Origin of the sequence: Azospirillum sp. TSH58, from assembly GCF_003119115.1 — a bacterium.
Lineage (GTDB): Bacteria > Pseudomonadota > Alphaproteobacteria > Azospirillales > Azospirillaceae > Azospirillum.
Window position 1 is genome coordinate 2,011,065 of sequence record NZ_CP022364.1, and the last position, 20,758, is coordinate 2,031,822.

Here is a 20,758-nt window from a genome sequence, read left to right on the forward strand (position 1 = left end):
CTCGCGACGAACAGGGGGAACCGCATGGCCACGACCATCTCCGGGCTTGAGATCCTGGGTCCGATCACGCCGGGCGTCGAGACGATCCTGACGCCGGAGGCCCTGGCCTTCCTGGCGGAGCTGGAGGGGCGGTTCGGGTCGGAACGGTTGCGCCTGCTCGACGTGCGGACCAGGCGGCTGGCCTTGATCGAGCAGGGCCACAAGCCGGACTTCCTGCCGGAGACCCGCGCCATCCGCGAGGCCGACTGGACCATCGCGCCGCTGCCGCACGACCTGCTCGACCGCCGGGTGGAAATCACCGGGCCGGTGGACCGCAAGATGATCATCAACGCGCTGAATTCCGGCGCGAAGGTCTTCATGGCCGATTTCGAGGATTCGAGCTGCCCGTCCTGGACCAACCTGATCGAGGGGCAGGTCAACCTGCGCGACGCCGTGCGCCGGACCATCGCCTTCGACGATCCGGCGTCGGGCAAGAAGTACCGGCTGAACGACAGGACCGCCGTCCTGACGGTCCGCCCGCGCGGCTGGCATCTGGCGGAGAAGCACGTCACCCTCGACGGCGAGCCGGTGTCCGGCGCGCTGTTTGACTTCGCCCTTTACGCCTTCCACAACGCGCGGGAGCTTCTGGCCCGCGGCTCCGGCCCCTACTTCTACCTGCCGAAGCTGGAGAGCCATTTCGAGGCGCGGCTGTGGAACGAGGTGTTCTCGGTCGCCGAGGATTATCTGAAAATTCCGCACGGCTCGATCAAGGCCACGGTGCTGGTGGAGACGATCCTGGCCGCCTTCGAGATGGACGAGATCCTCTACGAGCTGCGCGACCATTCCGCCGGGCTGAACTGCGGGCGCTGGGACTACATCTTCAGCTTCATCAAGACCTTCCGCAACGACCCCGCCGCCGTCCTGCCCGACCGGGCGGAGGTGACGATGGCGACGCCCTTCCTGCAGTCCTACAGCCTGCTGGCGGTCAAGACCTGCCACCGCCGCGGCGCCCCGGCCATCGGCGGCATGGCCGCCTACATCCCGGTGAAGGACGATCCCGCGGCCAACGAGACCGCCTTCTCCAAGGTCCGCGCCGACAAGGAGCGGGAGGTGTCCAACGGCCATGACGGCACCTGGGTGGCCCATCCCGGCCTCGTCCCCGTCGCGCGGGAGGTCTTCGACGCCTACATGCGCAAGCCCAACCAGATCGACCGCAAGCGCGCCGACGTCGCGGTGACCGCCGCCGACCTGCTGGCCGTGCCGGAGGGGCCGAAGACGGAGCGCGGCCTGCGCAACAACGTGGCCGTCGCCATCGGCTATCTGGAGTCGTGGCTGCGCGGCGTCGGCTGCGTGCCGCTGTTCAACCTGATGGAGGACGCCGCCACCGCGGAGATCAGCCGCACCCAGCTCTGGCAGTGGGTCCACCATCGCGCCGCGCTGGACGATGGGCGCCCGGTGACCATGGAGCTGGTGGACGAGGTCATCGCCGAGGAGCTGGCCGCCTGGAAGGCCCGCGTCGGCGAACGCGCCTTCGACCGGGGCCTGTACGAGGACGCCGCGGTGATGCTGCGCGACCTCGTGGAGCGGAACGACTTCGTGGCGTTCCTGACCCTGCCGGCCTACGACCGCATCGTCGCGCAGGGGGCGTGAGGCCCCCACCCTAACCACCACTCAAGGGCCCCCACCCTAACCCTCCCCCGCTGCGCAGGGGAGGGAATCTGGCTCCCTCCCCTGCGAAAGCGGGGGAGGGCCGGGGTGGGGGCGACGCTCACACGCGCGTCTCCGATGTGCCCGACCGGCTTGGCAAAAGGCGGGGGCTTCGCCATGTTCGCTGGCCTGTCCGCGTCCCGAGCCAGAGGTTTCGCCCCCGTGTCCACCCTGTCCACCGTTCCGCCGGCCTCGCGCGGGGCCGAATCGCTTGCGCTGCTGCTGCTCGTCGGCGGGTTGATTGGGGTGACCTTTCCGGTCACCAAATTCGCGCAGGCGGCCGGCGTGCCGCCGCTGCCCTGGGCCTTCTCCATGATGCTGGGCGCCGGGGCGATCCTGGCCGGGCTGGCCCGCGTCAAAGGTCAAGCGCTGCTTCCCGCCGGGCCGCTGACCGGGCGGTACCTGCGCTATTTCGCGGTGTCGGGGCTGCTGTCCATGGCGCTGCCCAACGTGGTGCTGTTCTTCGTCATGCCCTGGCTGGGGGCCGGGCTGTCGGCGGTGGTCTACACGCTGCCGCCGATCCTGACGCTGCTGATGGCGGTGGCGGTGCGGATCGAAAGGCCCGACCGCGGGCGGGTGGCGGGCATCCTGCTGGGCCTCATGGGCGCGCTGATGATCGTCGGGCCGCGCGGCAGCCTGCCTTCGCCCGATCTGGCGGGCTGGATGGCGCTGGCCTTCGTCATGCCGGCCGCGGTCGCGGCGGGCAACGTCTACCGCACCGTGGCCTGGCCGCCGGGCGGGCAGCCGGTGGCGCTGGCCGCGGGCACCATGCTGGGCGGGGCGGGCTGGGTCCTGCTGGCGCTGCTCGGCACCGGGGCGGTGGCGGAATTGCCGGCGCTGGGCCTCGCCCCCTGGCTCGCCCTGCTCCAGATCGCGGTGACCGCGCTGACCTACGTGCTGTATTTCCGGCTCCAGGTGGTCGCCGGTCCGGTCTATCTCAGCCAGATCGGTTACGTGGCGACCTCCGTCGGGCTGGGCACCGGGACGCTGCTGTTCGGCGAGCGCTATTCCCCCTGGGTGTGGGGCGGGGCGGCGGTGATCGTCCTGGGCGTGCTTCTGGTCAGTTTTGGCCGGCGTTTCGCGCGATAAGCTGTGGCATCGCCGCCGCGCACCGTGGTACCAAGGCCGGTCCGCGACGTCCGCGTCCTATCCTATTCGGTCCGTGATCCTTCCGGCATGCAAACCTTCCTGGAATTCGAAAAGCCGATCGCCGAGCTTGAAGGCAAGATCGAGGAACTGCGCCACCTGACCAACGCCGGCGACATCAACATCGCCGACGAGGTCACGAAGCTGCAGACCAAGGTCGACAAGCTCCTCCGGCAGACCTACGCGAAGCTCACCCCGGCGCAGAAGGTGCAGGTGGCCCGCCACCCCAACCGTCCGCACTGTCTGGACTATGTGAAGGGGCTGATCGACGACTTCACGCCGCTGGCCGGCGACCGCGGCTTCGCCGAAGACCGTGCGGTCATCGGCGGGCTGGGCCGCTTCCGCGGCCGTTCGGTCGTGGTGATCGGGCAGGAGAAGGGCCACGACACCGAAACGCGCGTGCGCCACAACTTCGGCATGGCCAAGCCCGAGGGCTACCGCAAGGCCCAGCGCCTGATGGACCTCGCCGACCGCTTCACGCTGCCGGTCGTGTCGCTGGTCGACACCGCCGGCGCCTTCCCCGGCGTCCAGGCGGAGGAGCGCGGCCAGGCCGAGGCCATCGCCAAGAGCATCGAGCGATGCCTGCGCCTGTCCGTGCCCATGGTGGCCGCGGTCATCGGCGAGGGCGGGTCCGGCGGCGCCATCGCCATCGCGACCGCCGACCGGGTGCTGATGCTGGAGCACGCCATCTACTCCGTCATCTCGCCGGAGGGCTGCGCCTCGATCCTGTGGCGCAACCCCGACATGGCCGGCGAGGCCGCCGTGGCGCTGCGCCTGATCAGCCACGATCTCAAGGAACTCGGCGTCATCGACCGGGTGGTGAGCGAGCCGATCGGCGGCGCCCACCGCGACCCGGCGGAGACCGTCAAGGCGCTCGGCGACGCCATCGAGGAGTCGCTGGGCGATCTCGACGGGCTGGACGGCGAGGCGATCCGCGCCCAGCGCCGCCAGAAGTTCCTCGACATGGGCCAGAAGGGCCTGGGGTAAGACGCCATGGCCGCCGCCCCGGAGACCCGTCCATCCAAGACCCGTCTTCTGCGTCTGGCGGCCACCGTCAACCTCGCCGCGGTGGTTGTGGCGCTGCTGGCCCTGTGGCTGCTGCCCCCGCTGTTCGCGCCGCCGCCCGGCATCGCCGATCCGGGCGCGCGCATGGCCTTCTGGGGGCGGCTCGCCCTGTGGCCGGCGCTGGTGCTGTTCCTGACGGTGGGCGGGGTGCTGGTCGCCCGCGCCCGCTCCGTCGCCCTGAACCCCATCGACGACGCCGAGTCGCGCTTCTACCGGGTCAGCCAGCGCGTGCTGACCAACACGGTGGAGCAGACGCTGATCTTCGTGCCCGCCCTGGCGGCGCTGGTGGCGCAGATGCCGCTGCCCGACCTGGGCTTCGCCCGGCTGGCGACCGCGCTGTTCGTGCTGGGCCGTCTGCTGTTCTGGGCAGGCTACCTGATCCACCCCTATGTGCGGGCGCCGGGCATGGCGGTCACGCTGACCGTCAACCTCGTCGTGCTGGGCTGGGCGCTGGTGCTCGCCATCGTCTGACCGTCCGCTTTTTCACGGCCCGCCTCTCCGGCGCGTCGATTCATGGCATCGCTTGACCTTGCGCCCTCGGGCCGTTGGAGGTGCCATGAAACTCCTGTCCCGCTTCCCCTCGCTGTTCCAGATCGCGCAGTCCGCCGTCCTGCTGCTGAGCGCGCTGTTCGAACTGCTCGACACCATGCTGGAGGATTTCATCGGCACCGGGATCACCACCGCGCACGGCCTGTTCCTGTTCGCCGCCGGCAAGATGATCAAGGAATGGCTGGAGGTGCGGAAGGAGTTCTCCGAAACGCGGGAGAAGGTGGACGGCGCGCGGGGCCGCGAGACCGCCTCGCCTCCCGTCGGCTGAGCGGTTCCTACAGCCAGCGCCGCCGCTTGAAGTGGATCATCGGCAAGGCCGCCGACAGGATCATCAGCATCACCGCCAGCGGATAGCCGAACGTCCAGTCCTTCTCCGGCATGTTCACGAAGTTCATGCCGTAGACGCTGGCGACCAGGGTCGGCGGGAACAGGGCGACCGTCAGGATCGAGACGATCTTGATGATCTCGTTCTGCTCCACGTTGATCCGTCCCAGTGTGGTGTCCAGCAGCAGGCTGACCTTGCCCGACAGGAACTGGGCGTACTCGCCGAGCCCCGTCACGTCCTGCAGGGCGGCGCGCGCCCAGCGCCGGGTCCGCTTGGCCGGGGTCCAGCCCTCGCCGCGGGCCAGGAAGGTCAGCAGGCGGTTGAGCGTGGACAGGCTGACATGGGCCTTGCCGATCAGGTGCCCGGTGTGGCCGATGCGCTTCAGCGTGCGGGTGTCGTCCCGCCGCTCCCCCTTGACCGGCAGGGCGCGCCCGCGGAAGGCGCGGCTGCCCATGGTGTCCAGCTCCAGCCCGACGCGGCGCAGGACGGCGGCGGTGCGCTCCACCACCCCGTCCAGCAGGGCGGCCAGGACCGCCTCGGCCGTCAGTTCCGCGCCGCCGTTGCGGGTGACGCGGCGGCGGAAGGCCAGGAAGGGCTGGGGATCGACGGCGTGGATGGTGGCGAGCCGCCCGCCGGCCAGGACGAAGCTGACCGGGACGATGCGCGGCTGGTCGGTGTCGGCCCAGACCAGGACGAGCGCGGTCATGTGCACGGCGCCGGGCGTGATGCGCAGGCGGCTCGATTCCTCGATCTCCGCCATCTGCTCCCGAGTCGGCAGCTTGATGCCCATCAGCGCCTCGGCGCGGGTCAGCTCGTCCGGAGTCGGGTTCTGCAGGTCGAGCCAGACGGCTTCGGTGGGCAGGGGAGTGCTGACGCCCTCGGCCTCGCGGGCCCAGCGCAGCCGGTCACCGTCGCAGGCGAAGACGTGGAGCATGGCGGCGGCCCGCCTTAGAGGAGACGGCCGAAGCGGCGCGGCTTGCGCGGCTCGGCGGGGGTGTCGGCTTCCCCTTCCGGCAGCCCCGCCGGGAGGTCGAGCGGAGCGCCGTCCTGGCGCAGCGCGGCCTCCAGCTTGCGCCGGAAGGCCCCGCCGTCGTCCTTGGAGTCGAGGAAATGCCCGACGGCTTCCTTCGCCGAGTCGCGGTCGTAGGGGACCTTGCCGAAGACCGACAGCTTGGCGCGCTCCAGCAGCTTCGGGTCCATCCGTTCGCGGATGGCCTTCATCTGGCGGAGCAGGTCCTTGCGCACGTCGGACATGGCGGGTCCCCTTCGCTTTTACACGGTCACTCGCGGCCGATCAGCGTGCCGGCCCCGCCCTCGGTGAAGATCTCCAGCAGCAGGGCGTGCGGCACCCGGCCGTCGAGGATGACGGCGGCGTCCACGCCCTGTTCGACGGCGTCGATGCAGGTCTCGATCTTCGGGATCATGCCGCCGGTGGCGGTGCCGTCGGCGATGGCGGCGCGCGCCTGGTCCAGCGACAGGCGCGGCACCAGCTCCTTGTTCTTGTCCAGAACGCCGGCGACGTCGGTCAGCAGGAAGAAGCGGGTGGCGCCCAGCGCCGAGGCGACGGCGCCCGCCGCGGTGTCGGCGTTGATGTTGTAGGTGTCGCCGTTGCGGTCGAAGCCGATGGGGGCGATGACCGGGATGATGTCCGACTGAGCCAGCGACGTGAGGATCTGCGGGTTCACCTGATACGGCTCGCCGACGAAGCCCAGGTCCAGCACCTTCTCGATGTTGCTGTCCGGGTCGCGCTGGGTGCGGCGCAGCTTGCGCGCGGTGATCAGGCTGCCGTCCTTGCCCGACAGGCCGACGGCGCGGCCGCCCGCGTTGTTGATGGCGGCGACGATCTGCTTGTTGATGGAGCCGGCCAGCACCATCTCGACCACCTCGACCGTCTCCTTGTCGGTGACGCGCAGGCCGTCGATGAAGCTGGACTTGATGGCCAGCCGCTGCAGCATCTGGCCGATCTGCGGGCCGCCGCCGTGCACGACCACGGGGTTGATGCCGACCTGCTTCAGCAGGACGATGTCGCGGGCGAACTTCTCCGCCAGGCTGTCGTCACCCATGGCGTGGCCGCCGTACTTGATGACGAAGGTGCGCCCGGCGTAGCGGCGCATGTAGGGCAGGGCTTCGGACAGGGTGCGGGCCTTGGCGAGCCACTCGTCGCGGGTCGTGTTCTGCACGGGATGGAGCCGTTCGTCGGGGTGGGCCAATCGGGTGAGATTCCGCCGACTCTTTAACGGAAAGCGCCGGGGGTGCCTAGGGGGCTTTTTCAGGGGGGCGCCGCGTCCGGGAACCCTCGCCGCGCCCGGCGGTTCGTCAAGGCAGGACGAACCGCTCAAGGACCCCGTCATGAACGACCGCATCATGCCGACGCCGCGCAACCCCTTCACCGAGGCCCACAGGGCGGAGATGGAGGAAACCGCCCGCCGGGCCGAGGAGATCTACGGCTCCCCCGACGCGCAGGAGGTGACGGAGGCCAACAAGGCATTGAAGGAGCAGGCCCGCGGCGACGGAAAGGGCGGGTCGGAGGGGCCGGATTCGGAAGGGCTGGGCGCCGATCCGGTGGTGACCGGGAACGTGCGCAAGCCCGGCTGAGCGGTCAGGCCGTGCCGGCGTGGCCCGCCCGGCGGCCGGCGATCCGCCCGGCCAGCAGGGTCATCGGCTGGGTCAGCGCGGTGACCACCACGGCCATCAGGACCATGGCCGAGAAGCAGGCGTCCGACAACACGCCCGCTTCCAGCAGGATGGTCAGGACGATCACCTCCATCAGTCCCTTGCAGGACATCAGCGTGCCGAGCCGCCAGGAGTCGGCGGCGCTCTCGCCCGACAGCCGGGCGGGCAGGGCGGTGCCCAGGACCTTGCCCAGGATGGTCGCCACCGTCGCCAGGGCGAAGACCCACCACTGGGCCGAGGCGGCGAGGTCGAGATTGACCTTCAGCCCGGTCAGGGTGAAGAAGAAGGGCAGCAGGATCAGCGTGGCGAAATGCTCCAGCCGGTCCAGGATGGCCGCCGCCAGCCGCCGCGGCATGACCGTGCCGGCGACGAAGGCGCCCAGGATGTAGTGCAGCCCGATCAGCTCCGTCACCGCGGCGGAGCCCAGCAGGGCGGCGCAGGTGACCACCACCACCATGTCGCCGACCGCGCCGTCCGGGGCGATGCGGTTCATCAGCCGGGTCAGCAGGGGGCGGGCGAACAGCTCCGTCGCGGCGAGATAGGCGAAGCCCAGGACGGCGATCTGCGCCACCCCGGCGAAGCCGCCGCCGCCTCCCGCCGCCAGCGCCAGCACGGCGGTGATGAGAATCCACAGCAGCGCGTCGTTGACCGCCGCATAGCCCAGCGCCAGCCGCCCGACCCGCTCCCCGATCAGCCCCATCTCGCGCAGGATGGCGCCCAGCACCGGCAGGGCGGTCACCCCGACGCAGATGCCGAAGCCGGCGGCGAACAGCAGCGGGTCGGCCTTCGGTCCGGCCATCTCGGGAAAGGCGCCGACGATCCACCAGCCGAGCGCCCCGCCGACCAGGGTCGGCACCATCATGCTCGACAGGCTGATGCCGACGAAGGCGCGCCCGCGCCCCTTGAACTCCTCCAGGTCGAGATGCAGCCCGGTCAGGAAGGCGAAGAAGACCACGGCGAGCAGAGCCAGTCCGGAGAGCGGCGCCAGAGACCCCTTGGCGAACAGCGGTTGCCAGATTTCCGGCGCGGCCTGCCCAAGAACCGACGGACCGAGCGCGATCCCGAACAGGATCTGGATGACCACCATCGGGGCCACATGCTTCAGACCGGACAGCCGCCACAGCAGGAACGGACCGGCGATCAGCACGATGGCCTGGATGAGGAACAGCAGGGCCGGCGTCAGTTCGAAGGGCATCGGGTCATCCCAGGCTGGCGAGTTGGGCGAGGCTGGCCCGCAGCTCGGCGATGCCCTGGCCCTTCTCGGAGCTGGTGACGTGGATGTCCGGGAAGGCGGCGGGGTGCTTCTTCAGCGCCGCCACGGTGCGCTTGCTCACCTCGGCCAGCTCCTGCGACCGCACCTTGTCCGACTTGGTCAGGACGACGACGTAGGGCACCGCCGCCTGATCGAGCATCGTCATGATCTCCTCGTCGTTGGGCTTCAGCCCGTGGCGCGAATCGACCAGCACCAGCGCCCGGCGCAGCGTGACGCGGCCGCGCAGGAAGCGGCGGACCATGTCGTTCCAGAGTTCGATCTTCTCCTTCGACTCCTTGGCGTAGCCGTAGCCGGGCATGTCGACCAGCTTCAGCCGGTTGCCGAGGTTGAAGAAGTTGAGCTGCTGGGTGCGGCCCGGCGTGTTGGAGGTGCGGGCCAGCGTCTTGCGCCCGGTCAGCGCGTTGACGAGGCTGGACTTGCCGACGTTGGAGCGCCCGGCGAAGGCGACCTCCGGCAGGTCGGCCTCCGGAAGCTGCTCCGCCGTCTGGGCGCCCCAGATGAAATCGCATTCCTTGGCGAACAGAAGCCGCCCCGCTTCCAGGGCCTCCTCGTCGAAACCGGAGATCGGGGAGCTGCTGGAAGAGGTCATGGACGGCGCTTTCGAAAGACACGGGGTACGGATGATCGTGACCGGCCCAAAACATAACCGCCGGCAAACGCCCGTCAAGGGAGGCGCTTGCCAGCGGTCGATGCCCTGAAAACAGACAGGGAAATCAGGGAAGCCGGGTATCAGGTGGAACGGACCCTCAGGTCACCTTCACACCGTCCTGCCGCATGATGATCCACTGCTGGGCGATGGACAGGGTGTTGTTCCAGGCCCAGTAGATGACCAGACCAGCCGGGAAGCTGGCGAGCATGAAGGTGAAGATGATCGGCAGGAACTGGAACACCTTCTGCTGCACCGGATCGGGCGGTGCCGGGTTCAGCTTCTGCTGGAAGTACATGGTGATGCCCATGATGATCGGCCACAGGCCCAGCATCAGGAGGTGCGGCGGCTGCCACGGGATCAGACCGAACAGGTTGAAGATGGTGGTCGGATCGGGCGCGGACAGGTCGTGGATCCAGCCGAAGAACGGCGCGTGCCGCATTTCGATGGTCACGAACAGCACCTTGTAGAGCGCGAAGAACACCGGGATCTGGATCAGGATCGGCAGGCAGCCCGACACCGGCGAGACCTTCTCGCGCTTGTAGAGCGCCATCATCTCCTGGTTCAGGCGGACCTTGTCGTCGCCGAAGCGGTCGCGCAGCTCCATCATCTTGGGCTGCAGCTTCTTCATCTTGGCCATCGCGTGATAGGACTTGTTGGCCAGCGGGAAGAAGGCCGCCTTGACGATCACGGTGAAGACCAGGATGGCGATGCCGAAGTTGCCGAACAGGCGGCCCAGCAGGTCCAGCCCGTAGAAGAACGGCTTGGTCAGGAAGTAGAACCAGCCGAAGTCGATCGCTAGGTCGAAGTTGGCGATGCCCAGCTTGTCCGAATAGTCGTCCAGCAGGCGGACCTGCTTGGCGCCGGCGAACAGCCGGTCGGTCAGCTCGACGGTGGCGCCGGGGGCGACCTCCACGGCCTTGCCGAGCGTGTCGACCTGATAGCGGTCGGCAGCGCCGGGGGCGGAGTGGACGAAGCGGGCGGTGATCGGGGCCTTCTGGTCGGGGACCAGCGAGACCAGCCAGTACTTGTCGGTGATGCCGATCCAGCCGCCGGTCGACTGGGCGGAGATGGTGCCGGCCTTGCGCAGGTCGTCGTACTTGTGCTCGTTCAGCTTGCCGTCGAAGACGCCGAGCGGGCCCTCATGCAGGATGTAGTAGCCGTCGGTGTGCGGCGTGCCGGCCCGGCTGACGAGGCTGTAGGGCAGCAGGCTGACCGGGGCGGAGCCGGTGTTGCGCACCTTCTGGGTGATCGTGAACATGAAGTTCTGATCGACCGCGATGGTCCGCTCGAACACCAGCCCGTTGCCGTTGTCCCAGGTCAGGACCAGCGGCTGGTCCGGCGTCAGCGCGGTGCCGGCGGCGGTCCAGCGGGTGTCGGCGCCGGGGACCGGCTGCGACTTGTCCTCCGGAACCCAGCCGAACTCGGCGTAGTAGGCCTCGGGCGTGCCGGCGGGGGCCAGCAGGACGATTTCCGGGCTCTTGGGATCGGGGGTGACGCGGTAGTCGGCCAGCGTCAGGTCGTCGATGCGGCCCCCAACCAGATTGACCGATCCGTGCAGCGACGGCGTGTTGATCTTGACGCGCGTTCCGGCGGCCATCTGCTCGGCGAGCAGGCCGGCGCGGTCGCGGACCGTGGCGGGCGCCGCCGTGCCGGGGACCGAACCGGGAGCGGCGCCCGGCGCGGGCGCGGCGCCGGGAGTGACCGACTGCTCCGTCTGGGCGGCCTGCTGCGCAGCCTGCTGCTGCTTCACCCGGGGTCCATCGTAGAAATACTGGAATCCCAGGAGGATGGCGATCGACAGAGCGATCGCGAGGATGAGGTTGCGTTGATCGGTCATGGCATCCCGGTTGCCGTGGGCCTTCTTTAAGAAGGGGGCCGAACGCCGGTTTTCAGGCCGGCATGCGAATTGCTGCATCGATGCGCCGCTTCATCCGGCCCGTGCGAACAGCGGGTGGACCGCCCCGGCTCGGGCACGGGATCATATCCCCACCCGCCCCAGGGATGGCAGCGCAGAAGCCTCCGGACGGTCAGCCAACTGCCCCGGATCGCTCCGTGCTTAGATAGCGCATCCAGCGCATAGTTTGAACAGGTCGGCTGAAATCGGCAGTGCCACCCGATGAAGGGCGACAGGGTCCACTGATAGCCGACCACGAGCGCGCGCAGAAAATAGGCGAGCGGGCTCACGCGCCGGCCTCCCCGCCGCCGGAACCGTTGCCGGTTCCGCCGTTGGGTTTGACGGCGTTTGGCCCGCCATTCGCCTCGTTCTTGGGCACCTCGTTCTTGGACGCATCGCGCCACAGACCGAGGCGTTTCAGCGCCGCAATCAGATCGCCCAGCAGCTCCGTCCACGGCCTTTCGGCCGTCGCGGCGCGGGCCACCAGCACGAAATCGTGACCGGGGGCCGCGTGGGCGGTCAGAATTTGACGGGCCGCTTCGCGAAGGCGGCGGCGTGCGCGATTGCGCACGACCGCGTTCCCCACTTTGCGGCTCGCCGTCAGGCCAAGACGAATCGGCGGCTCGCCAGGGGCGGGCCGCTGCCGTTCGTCGTGTCGGCGCACCTGCAGGATAAGGCCGGGAGCCACATGCTTGCGCCGTGTACCGGCCACGGCCAGAAACTCCGGCCGCCGCTTCAGGCGCCCGACCCTGGGGTCCGGCGCCGCCATGCGTATCAGGCGCTCAGGACACTGCGGCCCTTGGCGCGACGGCGGGCAATCACCTTGCGGCCACCGACGGTCGCCATGCGGGCGCGGAAGCCATGCCGGCGCTTGCGCACGATTTTGCTGGGCTGGAACGTGCGTTTCACGGCACCATACTCCTCGATCTCAGGGCAAAAAATGAGCCCCGCTGTATAGAGGTACCGCCCCCCGGAGTCAATCACGCGCTGCCACCCAAGCGTGGGAAATATTCTCCGTCCGGATGGAAGGTGGCGCAAAGGAGGGTGAAAAGGGGTAGGGCCCTGCCTCCCCCGCCGTGCCGCGTGTTTACCCCCTGACATCGCGAAAGGTCCGGGGGAAGTCGGCATGCTGCACCGGCGGCAATTCATCGTGTCCAGAAACGCCCAGGCGCTCCGTCCGGATTGGGTGAGCCGTGACATCGGCGGGCTCGTCCTGTCCCATTGTCCCGACTTGCCGGTCCGGCGCGTGCTGGGCGCCGACAAGACGGTCTGGCATCTGCTGGGCCTGCCCGTGCAGACCGACCCGGCGCGCCCGGACCCGGTGGAGGCGCTGGCCGCGTCCCGCGCCGGGGACATCGCGGAGCTGTGCCGTTCCTGGACGGGACGCTGGCTGCTGCTCAACAACCGGGCGGTCCATCTCGACACCGGCGGGACGCTCGGCTGCTTCTACGCGACGGTGGACGGCGCCCTGACGCTCACCTCCAGCGCCGGGGTGATGGCGGAGCTGCTGGGCGACGAGGCGACCTTCCGCCGCCCGCTGGCGCACGAGGCCGGGCTGGACTGGTACCCGCTGCCCGGTTCCGGGCTGGCGGGGGTGCGGCGGCTGCTGCCGACCCAGGTGCTCGACCCCGCCCGCCCGATGGACGATCCGGGATTCCTGACCTTCCGCCGGCCCTTCCCGGCGGTTCCGCCGGGCTTTTCCGATTCGCTCGCCTATGAGCGGATGGAGTCCATTCTGGTCACCGCCATCCGCAACCTGCACCGGACCCTGTCGGGGCCGGAGGGCGGCAACCGTCCGCTGATGCTCCAGCTCACCGCCGGCTATGACACGCGGCTGCTGCTGGCCGCGGCGCAGAAGGCCGCGGTGCCCTTCGCCACCTTCACCTTCGACCACCGCGACCTGACGCCGGGCGACCGCAAGCTGCCGCCGAAGCTGGCCCGGCTGGCCGGGGTGGAGCATCACCTGATCCCCTGCCCGCCGTTGGACGCCCAGCGCGCGCGGGACTACGCCGCCCACACCGGCGGGCACACCGCGGCGATGGACGGGGAATTCTACGCCAACGGCGCCTGGGACGGCGTGCCGGAGGGCGCGGTGGTCCTGCACGGCGGCGTCTTCGAGGTGGCGCGCTGCTTCTACTGGGGCCAGATCCCGCCGGGCCTGGCCGCCGACGGCGAGGACACCGCCGCCCGGATGTTCGACGCCTTCCGCGGCAAGCTCTACAACCCGCCGTCCCATTGCGAGGCGCTGCGCGAGTGGCTGGCCTGGGTGGTCAAGACGCCGGACGTGCTGCCGGGCGGCACGATGGACCTGCGCGACCGCTTCTATCTGGAGCAGCGGGTGGCGGGCTGGCTGTCGGCCATCGACCAGGGGGTGGACCTGACCGGGCGGCAGCTCTTCCAGGTCGGCAACTGCGCGGACTTCCTGGCCATCGCCCTGGCGATGCCGGTGGATGTCCGGCGCTCCAGCCAGCATCAGGCGGAGCTGATCCGCCGCATGGCCCCCGACCTGCTGAGCGAGCCGATCAACCCGCCGCAGCCCGCCGTGCTGCGCCAGCTGCGCAAGCTGCCGCGCCGCCTGAACAAGCTGCGCACGGCGATCGGGCACCATCTGGCGCGGACATCGGCGTAGGGGGCATTAATAAGGGGAGCGGTTTGCCCCCACCCTAACCCTCCCCCGCTGGGCGGGGGAGGGGATTGTGGGCTGGCGCGGGGTCGGGTCGGGGAAGGCCGGGCGCGGCGGTCTTGGACAGATGCAGCCAGCGGCGGTAGGCGTCCTCGCTGACGGGGGCGCGGTGCTTCAGGCCGATGCGCAGGATCTCCGGCAGGGCCAGCAGGACCTTCAGGTCGGTCAGCCGCGGGCCGTGGCGCAGGTTCTTCCAGCTGTTGCCGATCCAGCTCCGCGCGAAGCGCAAGGGCAGCAGGCCGGCGGGGCAGCGGGCGATCTCGCGGATCAGGTCGTTGCGGTGATTGTAGAAGCGCTCCAGCCCCGGCTTGCGGCCCTTCTCGCTCTTGTCGTGATAAACCATGACGCCGGGCAGGGCGACCACCCGGTGGCCGGCGCCGATCAGCCGCAGGCAGCGGTCCTTCTCCTCCCCCTGGCGGTACAGTTCCGGCATGTAGAGGCCGGCGGCGGCGACCGCGCTGCGGCGCAACAGGTGGCCGCAGCCGACGTACCAGGGCGCGTCGAAGGGATCAGCCTGCGGCGGGAAATAGACCAGCCCGTCGCGCGTCTCGATGTTGCAGGCCACCGCCGCCACGTCGGCGTGCGTCTCCATGTAGGCCACCGCGCGGGCGAGGCCGTCCGGCTCGGCGAACCAGGAATCGTCGTCCACCGACAGCACGTAATCGCCCACCGTGTTCACGAAGCCGAAATTGCGGGCGTAGATCAGCCCGGCGTTGTGCGGCAGCCGGACGTAGCGGACGGTGGGGAACTCCCCCCGCACCATGGCGTCGGTGCCGTCGCTGGAGCCGTCGTCCACCACCAGGATCTCCGCGACGGGGTGCGTCTGGGCCAGCAGGCGGGACAGCGCGGTGCGAAGCTCCGGCGCGCGGTTGAAGGTGGCGATGACGGCGCTGACGGTGGGCATCAGGCGACCTCGCTGGAGGAGGACGGGGCGGGGCGCGGCCGCTCGGGCAGGGGCAGCCGGACCGGCGGGCGCTTCAGCTCCTCCGGATACTCGTCGCGCAGCCCGCACAGGTAGCTGTCCAGGAAGACCCGCAGGCCCCGGAAGTCCCGGTTCACCAGATAATGGGCGGTGTATTTGGCGATCATGCGCGGGATCACCCCGGCCTTCTCGTAGTTGGCGTGGATGTAGCCCATGTTGCGGAAGAAATGCGGCGCCCGGTCGGCCCGCATCGTCTCCACCGTGCCCAGCCGGCCGCCCAGCACCTTGTGCTCCGTCCGCGACATGCCGGGATGGATGTGAAGGGCCTTCACCGCCGTGCCGACCTTCAGCCCGGCGCGGCGGGCGCGCAGGGTGAACTCGTACTCGTCGCCCCAGATGAACATCTCGCGCTTCACGTTGCCGATCCGCTCGAACACCGCCCGCCCGATCAGCGTGCCGTTGAACAGGGCGATGGTGCCCGGCGCCAGCCCGTCCACCGCCCGCGCCATCAGGCTGTCCGGGTCGCGGGTGCCCTGCATGGGGAAGGCCAGGGTGGAGCGGTCCTCCGCCGCCAGCACCAGCGGGCCGACCATGGACAGGCCGTGGTGCCGCGCCTGGGCCAGCAGCTCGGCCAGCGCCCCCGGCTGCGGGATGCCGTCGTCGTCGGTGCTCCAGATCCAGCGGGCGCCGAGGCCGAGCGCCGTCTCGAAGGCGGTGTGGTAGGCGCCGGCGGAGCCGCAGTTGGCCTGCCGCACCACGACCAGCGCGTCGCCCCACTCGTCCGTCTGCGCGGCCAGCCATTCCGGCGTGCCGTCGCTGGACCCGCTGTCCACCACCACCAGCCGCTCCGGCCGCGGCTGCTGCCCGAGGATCGCCGCGACGCAGGTGGCCAGAAGCGGCAGGCGGTTGTGGGTGACGACGATCGCCACGACGCTGCGGGCGATGTCCGCCGGGATGTCCTCCGCCGGGGCGGTGTCCCCCGAAAATAGGTCCTGTGGCATGGCTGGGCGGTTCCTCCTGGTCCTGTCCATCAGTCGGTTTGGGTGCGGGTGGGGGCGCAGTCGCCCTGCCCCGGCCGGCAGGGCAGGATGGCGACGTCCGGCGACGGATCGGTGGCGCCCGACAGCACGCCCAGCCGCCCCAGCGTCCGGGCGACCGTCCGCGCCGCGTAGAGCTGCCCCTCCAGCCCCCAGCGGCTGCCGTTGGGCGTGTAGAGGTCGCGCGTCCCGCCGGCGGCCAGCGCCGTCAGGCCGGCGGCGAGCGGCACCGCCTGGAGCGTCGGGTCGGCGGCCATGACCTCGTCCACCGCGGACCGGTGGGGCGGGGGATCGAGCAGGAAATCGGCGTAGACCGTGCCCTTGTCCGGAGCGACCAGCAGCAGGAAGCGCGTCACCCCGTTGGCCTCCACCGCGTCCTGGATCGCGTGCAGACTCGCGCGGCGCTCCTCCAGCAGGCGGTGATCGGCGCGCCAGGGCTGGAAATCCTCCGCGCGGAAGAGGGTGGTCGTCGCGGCGGCGGAGCTGAACAGGCCCGCATAGGACAGGGACCGCTCCTCCACCGGGCCGCCGCTCACGTTCAGCAGCGTGCGCGGCAGCGCCTTGACCAGCAGATCCAGCGCGTGGCCGACCGGCGGCGGGTTCCAGGCATGGGCTCGGGCGCGCTCCATGGCGCGGGGCTGGCGGTTGAGGGGCTCGACGGCGAGGGGGCGCAGGGCCGCCACGCCATGGGGTCGGGGGGTGGTGACGGTGGACAGCTCCAGCCCGCCGACGCGCTCCCCCAGGTCGCGCTCCGATAACTGCAGGATCACCACGCGCGGCGGCCGCTCCCGGAAGTCGGGGGAGGCCAGATAGGCGGCCAGCGCCGCGGCGCCCGCGGGCCGCACGCCGACGGAGAGGCCGGTCAGGTTGCGCAGATGGTCGGTCCAGTAACGGCCGTAGCGGCCGTGGCGCTCCTCCGCCTCGGGGCGGGAGAAGCCGTCGCCGAACACCAGCGCGTCGTAGTTGGCGCCGGGCCGCGCCGCCTCGGCCAGGGGCGGTGCGAAGATGGCCTGGGGCGTCCTGGGGCCGAAGCGGTTCTCCGCGTAGCCGCCCAGCTCCGTCAGGTCGCCGTCCGGCGGGTCCAGCGCGAAGGCCAGCGGCAGGACCAGCGCCGCGGCCAGGGCCAGCCCGCGCAGAAGGATCCTGTCCAGCCCGCCCCCCACCGGTCGCCTCACGCCCGGTCCGCGGGGAAGCGGAGGCCCGATGGGCGGAAGCCGGGAAGGCGGAAGACGGACATGCGGCGCTGGGCGAGCGGCGTTCCGGCGGAGTCGCCGATCCACAGGCGCAACGCCTTGGTCGCGCCGATCCACAGCAGGATGGGCAGCAGCGAGAAGAAGCCGAACTTGACGATGGTGATGTTGCCGTCGCGGTACCATTGCAGCGACAGCGGGATGAAGGCGCAATAGAACAGCACCGCGTAGCGGTTGGTGAAGCCCGACTCCCAGAACCAGCGGTGCAGCCGGCCCAGGATCAGCCCGACCACCACCATGGTGACGATCACGCCGATCCACCCCGCGCTCATCCAGCCGTCGCCGGCCAGCGAGGTGGTCAGGTTGGAGAAGTTGCCGAAATCGTGCAGCGACACCCATTTGACCGGCGCGCCGATGGGCTTGTCCGGCCACAGCATGCGCGGGATCGGCTCGGTGAACAGTTGCAGGTACTGGGTGAACCAGGTGTAGGTCCCCGACTGCTGCGGCACCGCCCACAGGATGAAGGCCAGGAAGTCGAAGTTGGCGATGTCCTGGTTCGACACGCTCTCGACGAAGGAGCCCTCGCCGCCCTGGAAGATGCTGAACAGCTTGCCCGGATTCTCGGTCCCGGCCAGAACGCCGCGCAGGAAGTCGCGGTTGTTGCCCAGCGTGTGGAACAGCAGCAGCACCGGCAGGCCGCAGGCGAGCTGCCACCAGCGGAACCATTTGGTGCGCGTGTGGTAGAGGATCAGCAGCACCATGCCCAGCACGCCCATGATGATCGCCCAGCGCCCCCAGCCCAGATAGGCGCGGTAGCTGACGAAGGCGATGAAGGGGATGAAGGACAGCGGGTGGAAGCGGCTGACCCAGATGATGCCCAGCGTCAGCGGCAGGCCCATCGAATGGGCCTCGGCGATGTAGCCGGTGGTGTTGACGTAGACCGGCTGGCCGGTCAGCGGGTCGCGCTCCATCTGCACGTCGCCGGTGCCGGTGAAGTCGGCGCCGTCCTGGCGCAGGATCGCCGAGTAGATGGCCAGCGGCCCCAGCGCCGCCACGGTCAGGGCGAAGGCGGTGATGTCCAGCCGGTCGAAGGTGAAGGTGGGCGCCCGGCTGAGGTCCGGCTTGACCCGCCCGGCCCAGCCGCAGGCGATGGAAAAGGCGACCAGGGCGACCGAACTGACCGTCAGCGACTTCACGAACTCCGCGGCGCTCGGCCAGTAGCCCATGAACAGCCAGGCGTTGTCGATGCCGAAGCCGTGGACCAGCAGCGGGCGGATCACGAAGACCAGCGTGTGGAAGATCAGATAGTAGGTCAGCGGGTGGAACATCGACGCGGTGCCGGTGCTGAGGAACACCACGGCGACCAGGGCCACCACCAGCACCTGCGCGATCAACGCCGTTTCGATCATGCCGGTCTCCGCCTTGCCTCGTGAACGCGCGGCACCGCCGGCCACGGCCGGTGGTGGCGGCCGGTGGGGCGGTGTCGTCGTGCCGGCCCCCAAGGGCGAGGGCGGCGCACCCGGAAGCAACACCGCCGGCCCCGGTCGGGTCCCCCCGTCCGGGAGCGCAGACGGCGAGGGCCTTCCGGTCAGGGCTATCCGCGCGGCACCTTCGTGGCACCCCGTCCGCGCTTTTGCTTCATCCGCCCCCCGCCGCCAGTTTCGCTGGGGTGCCGAACGGAGGTGATATGACGCGCCGGATTCCTGGACTCTTCGCGGGCGGGCTGTTGTGGCTGGTCCTGTTGCTGGCTGGTCCCGCCCCGTCCATTGCGGCGGAGCCGGCGATCCACGTCTCCCCACAGGGCGACGACCGCTGGTCCGGGCGGGCCGCCGCCTCCACCCCGGACGGGCGCGACGGCCCCGTCGCCACGCTGGCCCGCGCGGTGGAGGAGGCGCGCAAGCGCGGGCTGCATCTGATCCTGCTGCGCGGCGGCACCCATCGGCTGACCGACACGGTGACTCTGGGGCCGGAGGATTCCGGGCTGCGCATCGCCGCCTTTCCCGGCGAGACCCCGGTCCTCTCGGGCGGGGAGGTGGTGACCGGCTTCAAGGCGGAACGGGACGGTGTCGTCTCCGCCCCGCTGGCGCGCGAGCCGGGGCTGGACGTGACCGTCGGCGGGGCGCGGCTGCGCGCGGCGCAGAGCGGCGCCTTCGATCCGCAGGACCCGATCCGCAGCGGCTGGTTCGTCGCCCAGCAGACCAAGGGCGGCGGCGACAAGCGGCAGTTCCGCTTTCCCCCCGGCACCGTCCAGGCGGCCTGGGCGGTCCCCGGCGTGCGCGTCCAGGCGCTCGACCGCGAGCGGCAGGCCGACGACATCCGCGGCATCGAGCGCATCGACCGCAACGGCACGCTCGTGCTCGACCGCGACGGCTGGTACCCGTTCCGCGACGGCAGCACCTTCCGCCTGCTCGGCCATCCCGACTTCCTGAAATTCCCCGGCCAGTTCGCCTGGAGCGCCAAGGACCGGCGCCTGCTGCTCCGCCCCCACGACCCGGCGGCCTTCGCCCGCGACGGCGCGGCGGGCTCCGCCCGCGACGGCGAGGCGGTCGTGGCGCGCACCGCCCCGCTGATCCAGGCGGAGAAGGCGGACTCCATCACCCTCGACGGGCTGTCCTTCGCCGACGTGCCCTACAACGGCGCCGCGGTGCGGCTGGCCGGCGGCACCGGGCACCGCGTCCTCGACAACCGCTTCTCCGCCGTCGGGACGGGCGTGCTGCTGGTCGGCGTCGCCGACAGCGAGGTGCGCGGCAACCGGCTGGAGCATCTGGGGCGCAGCGGGATCGAACTCACCCCCGGCAGCGCCGGCAACCGGATCATCGCCAACACCATCCGCCATGTCGGCGAGGTGAACTTCTACGGCGGCGGCATCATGAGCGCCGGGGTGACCCGGACCCTGATCGCCCACAACGACATCCGGCACGCCGCGCGCTACGGCATCTCCATGAAGAACTGGAACCCGGAGACGAAGAACACCGACAACGTGATCGAGTACAACCGCATCCGCGACGTCGGGCGGGAGACCGCCGACCTCGGCGCCATCGAGACGCTGGGGCGCAGCGACATCGACACGAAGCTGGTCATCCGCTTCAACGACATCCGGGGGACCGGCGGGATCGCCACCGACGCGGCGGGGCGCTGGATGACCCGCTACAAGGGCTTTGGCGTCTATCTGGACGACCTGACCAACGGGGTGCGGGTGGAGGGCAACTTCCTGGAGGACACCGGCTGGGCGTCGGTCTTCATCCACGGCGGCGACGGCAACCGGGTGGAGAACAACATCGCCGTGCTGACCGACGAGCGCGACCGCTTCCTGCGCTTCGAATGGGTGCCGAAGGCCGGAACGGCCGGCTTCCTGCGCGACAACGAGGCCAGCCGCAACATCATCCATGCCCGCGTGCCGGTGGAGCAGCTGGTGACCGCGCTGACCGGCGGCGAATACCGGCTGGAGAACAACATCTTCGACCGTCCGGGCCGTGGGCTGCGCGCGCCGGGGGCGGCCATGGAACGGACGCAGGCGCGCTCCGTCCAGGGAGGCAACCTGCCGGACCCCTATTTCATGAACCCGGCGAAGGACGACTACCGCCTGCGCCCGAACTCCCCCGCTTTGAAGATCGGCTTCCAGGAGCTTCCCTGGTCGCGCATCGGTCCGGAAGGGGCGCGCTGAAC

At 70.3% G+C, this 20,758-nt stretch carries 21 protein-coding genes; 8 read left to right on the forward strand and 13 right to left on the reverse strand.

Going from position 1 to position 20,758, the window contains the following annotated elements; translation table 11 throughout:
* Window positions 1–24 precede the first annotated feature (24 nt).
* The 5 genes from aceB to TSH58p_RS13025 all read left to right on the forward strand — a co-directional run bounded on the left by aceB (window position 25) and on the right by TSH58p_RS13025 (window position 4,714).
* A complete protein-coding gene (gene aceB / locus TSH58p_RS13005; RefSeq protein WP_109070709.1) occupies window positions 25–1,629 on the forward strand; it encodes a malate synthase A in 1,605 nt (534 codons plus the stop codon).
* A gap of 219 nt (window positions 1,630–1,848) precedes the next feature.
* Complete coding sequence (locus TSH58p_RS13010) at window positions 1,849–2,775, forward strand: DMT family transporter (RefSeq protein WP_158282620.1); 927 nt, start codon at window positions 1,849–1,851, stop codon at window positions 2,773–2,775.
* 87 nt (window positions 2,776–2,862) lie between these two features.
* Window positions 2,863–3,819: an acetyl-CoA carboxylase carboxyltransferase subunit alpha gene (locus TSH58p_RS13015; protein ID WP_109070711.1), complete on the forward strand. Its 957-nt coding sequence runs from the start codon at window positions 2,863–2,865 to the stop codon at window positions 3,817–3,819.
* Window positions 3,820–3,825: 6 nt separating this feature from the next.
* The gene (locus tag TSH58p_RS13020; RefSeq protein WP_109070712.1) at window positions 3,826–4,368 is read left to right on the forward strand and encodes an MAPEG family protein; all 543 of its coding nucleotides are present in this window, start codon (window positions 3,826–3,828) and stop codon (window positions 4,366–4,368) included.
* Between the two features lie 85 nt (window positions 4,369–4,453).
* Window positions 4,454–4,714 carry a hypothetical protein gene (locus tag TSH58p_RS13025; RefSeq protein WP_109070713.1) on the forward strand — a complete coding sequence of 87 codons (261 nt, stop codon included), beginning with the start codon at window positions 4,454–4,456 and terminating at the stop codon, window positions 4,712–4,714.
* 7 nt (window positions 4,715–4,721) lie between these two features.
* On the opposite strand, the gene TSH58p_RS13030 is transcribed toward TSH58p_RS13025, so the two are convergent.
* The 3 genes from TSH58p_RS13030 to argB are packed head-to-tail and all read right to left on the reverse strand — an operon-like array spanning window position 4,722 to window position 6,951.
* A complete protein-coding gene (locus TSH58p_RS13030) occupies window positions 4,722–5,705 on the reverse strand; it encodes a magnesium transporter CorA family protein (RefSeq protein WP_109070714.1) in 984 nt (327 codons plus the stop codon).
* Between the two features lie 14 nt (window positions 5,706–5,719).
* Window positions 5,720–6,025 (reverse strand): hypothetical protein, encoded by a 306-nt coding sequence (locus tag TSH58p_RS13035; protein ID WP_109070715.1) that lies wholly within the window; start codon window positions 6,023–6,025, stop codon window positions 5,720–5,722.
* A 26-nt stretch (window positions 6,026–6,051) separates the two neighbouring features.
* The gene (gene argB, locus TSH58p_RS13040) at window positions 6,052–6,951 is read right to left on the reverse strand and encodes an acetylglutamate kinase (RefSeq protein ID WP_109070784.1); all 900 of its coding nucleotides are present in this window, start codon (window positions 6,949–6,951) and stop codon (window positions 6,052–6,054) included.
* Window positions 6,952–7,120: 169 nt separating this feature from the next.
* Between argB and TSH58p_RS13045 the strand changes: the two genes are divergently transcribed.
* Window positions 7,121–7,366: a hypothetical protein gene (locus TSH58p_RS13045; RefSeq protein ID WP_109070716.1), complete on the forward strand. Its 246-nt coding sequence runs from the start codon at window positions 7,121–7,123 to the stop codon at window positions 7,364–7,366.
* A 4-nt stretch (window positions 7,367–7,370) separates the two neighbouring features.
* On the opposite strand, the gene TSH58p_RS13050 is transcribed toward TSH58p_RS13045, so the two are convergent.
* The 6 genes from TSH58p_RS13050 to rpmH all read right to left on the reverse strand — a co-directional run bounded on the left by TSH58p_RS13050 (window position 7,371) and on the right by rpmH (window position 12,169).
* Window positions 7,371–8,639, reverse strand: a complete 1,269-nt coding sequence (locus TSH58p_RS13050; RefSeq protein WP_109070717.1) for a cation:proton antiporter — start codon at window positions 8,637–8,639, stop codon at window positions 7,371–7,373.
* 4 nt (window positions 8,640–8,643) lie between these two features.
* Window positions 8,644–9,306: a ribosome biogenesis GTP-binding protein YihA/YsxC gene (yihA, locus tag TSH58p_RS13055; protein ID WP_109070718.1), complete on the reverse strand. Its 663-nt coding sequence runs from the start codon at window positions 9,304–9,306 to the stop codon at window positions 8,644–8,646.
* A 157-nt stretch (window positions 9,307–9,463) separates the two neighbouring features.
* Window positions 9,464–11,203, reverse strand: a complete 1,740-nt coding sequence (yidC, locus tag TSH58p_RS13060) for a membrane protein insertase YidC (protein ID WP_109070719.1) — start codon at window positions 11,201–11,203, stop codon at window positions 9,464–9,466.
* Between the two features lie 26 nt (window positions 11,204–11,229).
* Window positions 11,230–11,664, reverse strand: a complete 435-nt coding sequence (yidD, locus tag TSH58p_RS13065) for a membrane protein insertion efficiency factor YidD (RefSeq protein WP_371732441.1) — start codon at window positions 11,662–11,664, stop codon at window positions 11,230–11,232.
* Entirely contained in the window at window positions 11,547–12,029 is a 483-nt protein-coding gene (gene rnpA / locus TSH58p_RS13070) for a ribonuclease P protein component (protein ID WP_109070720.1), read from the reverse strand. The genes yidD and rnpA overlap by 118 nt, the downstream gene beginning before the upstream one ends.
* A gap of 5 nt (window positions 12,030–12,034) precedes the next feature.
* Entirely contained in the window at window positions 12,035–12,169 is a 135-nt protein-coding gene (gene rpmH, locus TSH58p_RS13075) for a 50S ribosomal protein L34 (protein WP_014239280.1), read from the reverse strand.
* Window positions 12,170–12,386: 217 nt separating this feature from the next.
* Here rpmH and TSH58p_RS13080 point away from each other — a divergent pair, with 217 nt between their 5' ends.
* On the forward strand, window positions 12,387–13,889 hold the full coding sequence (locus TSH58p_RS13080; protein WP_109070721.1) for a hypothetical protein: 1,503 nt from the start codon (window positions 12,387–12,389) through the stop codon (window positions 13,887–13,889).
* 34 nt (window positions 13,890–13,923) lie between these two features.
* Here TSH58p_RS13080 and TSH58p_RS13085 read toward each other — a convergent pair whose 3' ends face one another.
* The 4 genes from TSH58p_RS13085 to TSH58p_RS13100 are packed head-to-tail and all read right to left on the reverse strand — an operon-like array spanning window position 13,924 to window position 18,501.
* Window positions 13,924–14,847, reverse strand: coding sequence for a glycosyltransferase family 2 protein (locus TSH58p_RS13085; protein WP_109070722.1), 924 nt, complete (start codon window positions 14,845–14,847; stop codon window positions 13,924–13,926).
* Entirely contained in the window at window positions 14,847–15,866 is a 1,020-nt protein-coding gene (locus TSH58p_RS13090; protein ID WP_109070723.1) for a glycosyltransferase, read from the reverse strand. The genes TSH58p_RS13085 and TSH58p_RS13090 overlap by 1 nt, the downstream gene beginning before the upstream one ends.
* 29 nt (window positions 15,867–15,895) lie before the next feature.
* Window positions 15,896–17,077, reverse strand: coding sequence for a hypothetical protein (locus TSH58p_RS13095; RefSeq protein ID WP_146205896.1), 1,182 nt, complete (start codon window positions 17,075–17,077; stop codon window positions 15,896–15,898).
* A complete protein-coding gene (locus tag TSH58p_RS13100; RefSeq protein WP_109070725.1) occupies window positions 17,074–18,501 on the reverse strand; it encodes a hypothetical protein in 1,428 nt (475 codons plus the stop codon). The genes TSH58p_RS13095 and TSH58p_RS13100 overlap by 4 nt, the downstream gene beginning before the upstream one ends.
* Window positions 18,502–18,779: 278 nt before the next feature.
* On the opposite strand from TSH58p_RS13100, the gene TSH58p_RS13105 reads away from it, so the two are divergent.
* Entirely contained in the window at window positions 18,780–20,756 is a 1,977-nt protein-coding gene (locus TSH58p_RS13105) for a right-handed parallel beta-helix repeat-containing protein (protein ID WP_109070726.1), read from the forward strand.
* Window positions 20,757–20,758 lie beyond the last annotated feature (2 nt).